The 6,985-nt window shown below is 35.2% G+C and carries 6 protein-coding genes; all 6 read right to left on the bottom strand.

The window, feature by feature from the left end; translation table 11 throughout:
- Positions 1-110 precede the first annotated feature (110 nt).
- Positions 111-824, bottom strand: a complete 714-nt coding sequence (locus tag FLS47_RS07435; RefSeq protein WP_149913740.1) for a hypothetical protein — start codon at positions 822-824, stop codon at positions 111-113.
- A 131-nt stretch (positions 825-955) separates the two neighbouring features.
- Positions 956-2,482 (bottom strand): bifunctional phosphoribosylaminoimidazolecarboxamide formyltransferase/IMP cyclohydrolase, encoded by a 1,527-nt coding sequence (purH, locus tag FLS47_RS07430; RefSeq protein WP_149913739.1) that lies wholly within the window; start codon positions 2,480-2,482, stop codon positions 956-958.
- A gap of 609 nt (positions 2,483-3,091) precedes the next feature.
- Positions 3,092-3,667, bottom strand: coding sequence for a phosphoribosylglycinamide formyltransferase (gene purN / locus FLS47_RS07425; RefSeq protein WP_149913738.1), 576 nt, complete (start codon positions 3,665-3,667; stop codon positions 3,092-3,094).
- Between the two features lie 79 nt (positions 3,668-3,746).
- A complete protein-coding gene (locus FLS47_RS07420) occupies positions 3,747-5,180 on the bottom strand; it encodes a serine hydrolase domain-containing protein (protein ID WP_149913737.1) in 1,434 nt (477 codons plus the stop codon).
- A 24-nt stretch (positions 5,181-5,204) separates the two neighbouring features.
- A complete protein-coding gene (locus tag FLS47_RS07415; RefSeq protein ID WP_149913736.1) occupies positions 5,205-5,942 on the bottom strand; it encodes a LytR/AlgR family response regulator transcription factor in 738 nt (245 codons plus the stop codon).
- Positions 5,935-6,981, bottom strand: a complete 1,047-nt coding sequence (locus tag FLS47_RS07410) for a sensor histidine kinase (protein ID WP_149913735.1) — start codon at positions 6,979-6,981, stop codon at positions 5,935-5,937. The genes FLS47_RS07415 and FLS47_RS07410 overlap by 8 nt, the downstream gene beginning before the upstream one ends.
- Positions 6,982-6,985: the final 4 nt, after the last annotated feature.

Here is a 6,985-nt window from a genome sequence, read left to right as displayed (position 1 = left end):
GTTATTAAACAATGGCATAAATCGAACCGTTTTACATTCCTATTTTTTTCAGATTGGCACAAATCGAAACGAAAATTTTGGCACTGTTTGACCGAAAACGGTGGCACAAATCAATCCGAAATATCCAAGTGCACTTGATCTGATACAGCAGTATTGGCTGTGAAATTATTTGTTTTTTCAAAATTTATAATTAGTATCAAATCCAAAGCATATATAAAGGTTGATGAGTAATTCAATTTATCAGTTATAGATTTAATGTCAAAATAATAGTTATATGATGGGTTATGAACCAATTCATGCCTAATTTTGAATAGTGATTCAGTTTCAGAATATATTTTATCATCTTTAAAATCAAATTCTTTTTCGTCATCTTTATATCTAAAATTTGTGCTTTTCATATCTTCTAATACATTTACCTTAAGGATTTTAGAGAAAATATGATTGATAGTGGATAAATTCTGAAAACTTTGATTAAAAGCAATTAACTCTATTGGATGTATAGAATTTTCATATAAAAATACCAGGTCATCAATGTCATATTTATCTTTATGAATTTCTTTTAATGTTTTTTTTGTAATATTAGGGTCGCAGATTTTAAAAAATGCATCTAACATATCTTTACAATAAACTTCAATATTTGTAACTTGATTAATCAAAAGTGAATTAGCAATAATTTTTTTGACCTCTGTATTTTCAATCATTGAGTTTGATATATATTCTAAGCAAATTTTATGATTATCGGAAGTTTTTATAAAATTTTTTAAAGGCTGGAATTCTCTTGTTGTTTTGTTTTTCCTTACAGTTAAAATTTCTGAAATATCCATTTTAGTAATATTATATATTGCGAGAACAATTGGTTTAGCGAAACCAATATACAAAATGTTTCAATTAACCTATGAAACAAAAAAAGCCCAATCTTTCGATTGAGCTTTTCTATATCCTACTAAAACTAAGATTAGTGTTTGAAATGGCGAACACCTGTAGTCACCATCGCAAGACCTTTTTCGTCTGCCATTTCGATAGACAATTTGTCTTTGATCGAGCCACCTGGTTGCAATACTGCAGCGATACCATTATCACCAGCGATTTCTACACAGTCCGGGAAAGGAAAGAAAGCATCTGATGCCATAGAAGAACCTACTAAGTCAAAACCGAAAGCTTTTGCTTTTTCGATAGCTTGTTTCAATGCATCCACACGTGAGGTTTGACCTACACCTGAAGCGATTAATGTACCGTTTTTCGCAAATACAATAGTGTTTGATTTCGTGTGTTTCACGATTTTGTTCGCGAAGTATAAGTCTTCTAATTGTGCCGCAGTAGGCGCTACTTTCGTTACCGTAGTCATTTGGTCTGGACCTTCTACTGTGTTGTCTTTATCTTGTAAGATTACACCGTTTAATAAAGTTTTGAATTGCTCCGCAGGCAATTTCACTTCTTTACGACGTAAAATAATTCTGTTTTTCTTTTCTGTCAAGATAGCTACTGCTTCTTCTGAATATGAAGGAGCGATCAATACCTCGAAGAATAATTTGTTGATTTCAGTAGCTGTTTCGCCGTCTACTTCACCGTTTGTGATTAATACACCACCGAAAGCAGAAACTGGGTCACATGCTAAAGCGTCAATCCAAGCTTGTTTTACAGTCTCGCGTGAAGCTACACCACAAGCGTTTGTATGTTTTAAGATTGCAAAAGTAGGCTCTTGGAATTCGTCAACGATAGCTACTGCTGCATCTACATCCACCAAGTTGTTGTATGATAATTCTTTACCATTCAATTTGTCAAACATTGCGTCCAAATCACCGAAGAAAACACCTTTTTGGTGTGGGTTTTCACCGTAACGCAATACTTGTGCTTTTTGTTCTGATTGTTTGAAAACTTCGATTGGTTCTTCTTGGTTGAAGTAATTGAAAATTGCTGTATCGTAGTGTGAAGATGTATTAAAAGCACGTTTAGCGAATGACTTACGTTGCTCTAATGTAGTAGCACCTTCTTGTGCTGCTAAAATTTCTTCTAATTCTGTATAGTCATTTTTCGAAGAAATAATTACTACATCGTTGAAGTTTTTAGCTGCTGCACGAATCAAAGAGATACCACCGATGTCGATTTTCTCAATAATATCCTGCTCCGAAGCACCAGAAGCAACAGTTTCTTCGAATGGATATAAATCCACGATAACCAAGTCGATTTCTGGAATGTTATATTCGTCGATTTGTTGTTTGTCTTCTGCCAAAGGACGACGCGAAAGGATACCACCAAATACATTTGGGTGTAATGTTTTCACGCGACCACCTAAGATTGAAGGGTAGCCCGTCAAATCTTCAACGCGCTCAACGCCAATTCCTAAGTCACGGATAAAAGCTTCCGTACCGCCTGTAGAGTAGAAAGTAACTCCGTACTTGTTTAGTAATTGAATAAGTGGGGCTAGATTGTCTTTGTAGTAGACAGAAACTAATGCATTTTTAATCTTAACAGGATGATTCATTGTTTTTTATTTGGAGCAGCAAAGGTAAAAATTTATGTGTGGATTTCATAGTGATGGTGGCTATTTATTTGCTGAAATGAATAAGTTTAATTTTTTGAACTAGACATATAGCGCGTCATTTCGACGCAAGGAGAAATCTATTTTGAATTTTTTACTACTCTTTATTTTAAGCTCTCTATGTCATAAGCCCTCTTGTCTTCATCTCCAGACAGGCTCTTTCTTTTTTTATAAAAAGAAACAAAAAATCATCGCTGTACCGTATCGGCATAACGGCTCACTTTTCCTGCTATTGCCGATCCGCTAAGACGATATTTAAGGATTTGTAAGGGTTGAATGTGTATTGAAAATATTTATTTAGCACCTGCATAAAGAAACGGCCTAGGATGGTTTGGCGTGAAGAAATCAACGAAGTTAAAGCGTCAAAAACAGATTTAAGAAGTGAAACGGCTCAAATCTGTTTAGCGAAAACGAGATGATTTTAGCCAAAATATCCAAGCCTTGATTGCTTTGCATACTTTCGTCATCAAGGAAGAAAGTATGAGTCACTCGCGGCTTGAGCGAGAATAAAAATCTCAAAAAACAAAAATCGCACCTTTTGGGTGCGATTTCTTAATGATATTTCTTTAATAGATTTTCTACTACTTTAGGGTAGTGTAGATGTTCTAATTGTTGTCCTTTGAATTTAATTGTTTCTAATGTGTCGTCTTTTTCGACTTTGAATCGACCTTGATAGATTACTTCGCCTTCGTCAAAGTTTTCATTTACAAAGTGAATGGTAATACCATGTTCTTCGTCACCTGCTGCTAATACTGCTTTATGTACGCGATCACCATACATCCCTTTGCCGCCATGCTTAGGCAATAGGGCAGGGTGGATATTGATGATTTTGTTTGGATAGGCTTTCAAAAGATTTTCTGGAACTAACCACAAGAAACCGGCTAATACGACCAAATCAATATCCAAACGTTTTAATATGTCGACTACATTATCTGTTTGATAGAATTCATGTCTATCGAAGATATGCGATGGAATTTCAAAATTATCGGCTCTTTGTAATACGTAAGCGTCAGGATTGTTGCTTAGTACTAATGATACTTCGGCATCGTCAGCGTATTTGAAATGCTCCATAATTTTTTGAGCATTTGAACCTGACCCCGAAGCAAAAATAGCAATGCGTTTTTTCACGTTGTTATTAGTTAATATTTTCTCAAATATAAGCATTCTGTGCATCATTTGACGGAATGCTTGTATTTATTGAATGTCATTATTTAAGATTAGCAATCTTACTCAAGATTTTACTGCTTATTTCATCCACCGAAAGGGCAGAATTCGAAAGAACAACAATAGCGGATTTCTTGTCGGGCACCAAACCAATAAACGAAGAGCTTCCGGCCGTTCCACCGTTGTGCCAAAGTTGAATGACATCGTCGACCATATTCATGTGCCAAGCTAGACCGATATCCGTATTTGGAGGCAGAAAGTACGTGAATTGTCTTGTCATCGCCATCGCATTTTCCAATGTTGTTTCTGGTAATTTGAATTGGTATTGTGCGAAGCGTAATAAATCGTGCACTGTAGATTTCAAAGCACCTGTTCCCGCAAAAGCTTGAAAATCCCAAATAGGTGTTTCTTGTCCGTGCGCATTGTATACTTTCGTTAGCTTTTGTGTCTTGGGGTTTGCTTTCTCAACAGTGTTTGGCAATTTTAGAGTATCCGAAATGATTTCTTTGATATTTTGGCTGTAGGATTTTTGTGTGATAATTGAAATTAATTCTCCCAATAAACCATAACCTAAATTGCTGTATTCGAAATTTTCGCCAGGCTCATTATCACTTTTTACATCTTTCAAATAGTGAAATAGATCTTTACGACTGTAGTTTGCGTACGGATTTTTAGGATTGTACTTAGCCACTTTATCCAAATTTTCGGGTAACCTCGGCAATCCAGATGTATGATTCGCTAAATGCTTGAAAGTGATTTTTTGCAAATAGGGATTTTGTGCTAACGTATCAGGCAAGTATTTTGTGATACTATCATCCAATGAAATCGTTCCTTTTTCAACCAATTCAGCAAGCAACGTAGCCGTAAAAACTTTGGAAATAGAACCGATTTCGTACAACGTATTTCCGTCAGGTAATGAAGCTGTGTTAGCCGGGTCAGTCTGGCCGTAGAAGAAGGTATTGATGCTATTTTTATTGATCACACCTATAGCTAAAGACTTAGTGTTGGGATTTGAAAGATAGGCTCTCGCTATAGAATCCACATAAAAATCCAAGGGATTTTGGTTGTTCACATTTGATTTTACCTCTTCTTTTCTTACGGTCTGAATGTGATCAGGTTTTACCAAGAAGTAGTTGAATTTGTAATTCGAGTCGACACCTAGATGAATAGATGTCTTCGAACTTCCCAATAGTACATTATATCCAGCGATATTATTAGCGAATGTGACAGGTTCGGTATTCGAAATCTTTCCGTAATTCGCCATATTGCTGATCATGTCAATAAATCCTTGTTTATCAATAGATCGTTTGAATTCTTCTGAAGCTAATGTGTAAACCGAATCGGGCTGTTTGGTATTGATGAAATATTCAATTCTATTGAAAACAGTCCGGTTTCTACGCTCTACAGGAGATTGAGCGATTAAGGTCGAACTGAAGAGTAAGATATTGCAAACAAATAGTAGTGCTTTATGTATCATGTTGCAAAATTAACAAACAATCGGTTATAAGCCAATTGTTTGTTTTAATCTTGCATATCCTGATTTACTGATGTTTACTTTGTCGCCGTTGATAAGAATGCCTTTATAGCTTTCTTTTTCCATCGGCTCAATCTTCGCGAGTTGGTCTACTTTGATAATAAATGATCGGTGCACGCGTACAAATTGTTTTGGATCCAATTGTTTTTCAAAAGAAGACATAGTTTTGTTTTTCAAAAACATACCATCTTTAGTGTGAATCTTTACATAATCATCATAAGCCTCCAAAAAGATGATTTGTTGAACCGGAATTAATTTGATTTGCGTACCATTTTTTACGACAATACGCTCTAATGTTTCCTCTTCTAAATCTTCTTTCAAAGCCTTTACGCCTTGCTGTTTTTGTTTCGTAACATGTAACGATCTAAACTTTTCGAGAGCCTGATCAAATCGATCTTGCGATATTGGCTTCAACAGATAATCTACCGCATTCTTCTCAAATGCTTTTAATGCATATTCCTCAAATGCTGTAGTGAAAATAATATGGGGCATTTCATCCAAAATTTCCAACATCTCAAAACCTGTCAACTTTGGCATTTGAATATCCAAAAAAACAATGTCTGGTTTGTACTGTTGAATTGCTTTTGCGCCTTGAAAACCATCGCCACATTCGGCTACGATTTCAAAATCATTTTCCTTTTGAAGATATTCATGTATAATCATACGAGCCAAAGGCTCATCATCTATAATTATTGCTTTAATCATGTTGAGGTATTTTTATGATGGCTGTGAATTGATTTTCTGTTTTGCGAATGTGTAATAAATCGGTACGGCTATATATTAAGAACAAACGTCTTTGTATACTTGAAAGTCCAAATCCTGTACCTTTTTTGTTGTAAAATTGATCGGTATCGTATGGATTTGTTATTTCAATATTCAGCATATTATGCTCTAGGGTGATTTGGGTATTGATGTCCACATCACCAATAATATTATACAAACCATGCTTAATCGCGTTTTCCATCAGCGGTTGAATAATCATACACGGTACTTTGCTGTGAAGTACTTCGTCTTCGTAATGGAAATTAGTTTGTAATCGATGTCCAAATCTTACTTTTTCTATTTCCAGATACAATTCCAAATGTTTGATTTCGTCAGCCAAAGGAATCAATTGTTTGTCATCCTTACGCATCGTTCCTCTCAAAAAATCCGATAGCTGGAAAGTCATTTTCTTGGCTAAATCGGGTTTTAACCCTATCAACGCAATAATAGAATTTAGACTATTGAACAAAAAGTGCGGTTGAAGTTGTTGTCTAAGGTTATATAATTCTGCATCGCGTACCAAACGCTCGGATTCTAATTTACGACGATCATTCTCAATAGCTTCTTCCTGTACATTCCAAAATATATTGATGATCATAATACACGAAAGCACTAAAAAGTTGATGATAAACTTATAGGGTAATTTGTGGTAATAATGAATAAGCGACGGGTTGTCAAAAAATTGGTAAATACAGAAGATGGAAATACCCAAACTCATGACCGTTAGAGTCAAGCAAAAAGCAATTATTTTGAAATACTGCTTTTTACTCGGATTATAAAATTTCATCGAACTAAATACCAAATAACAGCAAAGCGCCATCGTCAAAGCACTAATTAGAGGTTCTACAAATGAAACGCGAACTGGTTTGAATTCCCACCAAAGCAAGAAATAAGAAACAGCAAAGTATAAAACAAAGATAATCCATACACTGAAGTGGATTAACGCTGTTTTTGAGTTTAGTTTGAAGGTAGATGCAAACATTTAC

Origin of the sequence: Sphingobacterium cavernae, assembly GCF_008520265.1 — a bacterium.
In the GTDB taxonomy this organism is placed as follows: Bacteria; Bacteroidota; Bacteroidia; order Sphingobacteriales; family Sphingobacteriaceae; genus Sphingobacterium; species Sphingobacterium cavernae.
This window is presented reverse-complemented; position numbering and strand designations above follow the sequence as displayed.

Bases quoted from the DNA above. Each gene is read 5' to 3' on its own strand.
- FLS47_RS07435 (WP_149913740.1), bottom strand. From the start codon at position 824: ATGGATATTTCAGAAATTTTAACTGTAAGGAAAAACAAAACAACAAGA.
- FLS47_RS07415 (WP_149913736.1), bottom strand. From the start codon at position 5,942: ATGATTAAAGCAATAATTATAGATGATGAGCCTTTGGCTCGTATGATT.
- FLS47_RS07420 (WP_149913737.1), bottom strand. From the start codon at position 5,180: ATGATACATAAAGCACTACTATTTGTTTGCAATATCTTACTCTTCAGT.
- FLS47_RS07410 (WP_149913735.1), bottom strand. From the start codon at position 6,981: ATGTTTGCATCTACCTTCAAACTAAACTCAAAAACAGCGTTAATCCAC.
- purH (WP_149913739.1), bottom strand. From the start codon at position 2,482: ATGAATCATCCTGTTAAGATTAAAAATGCATTAGTTTCTGTCTACTAC.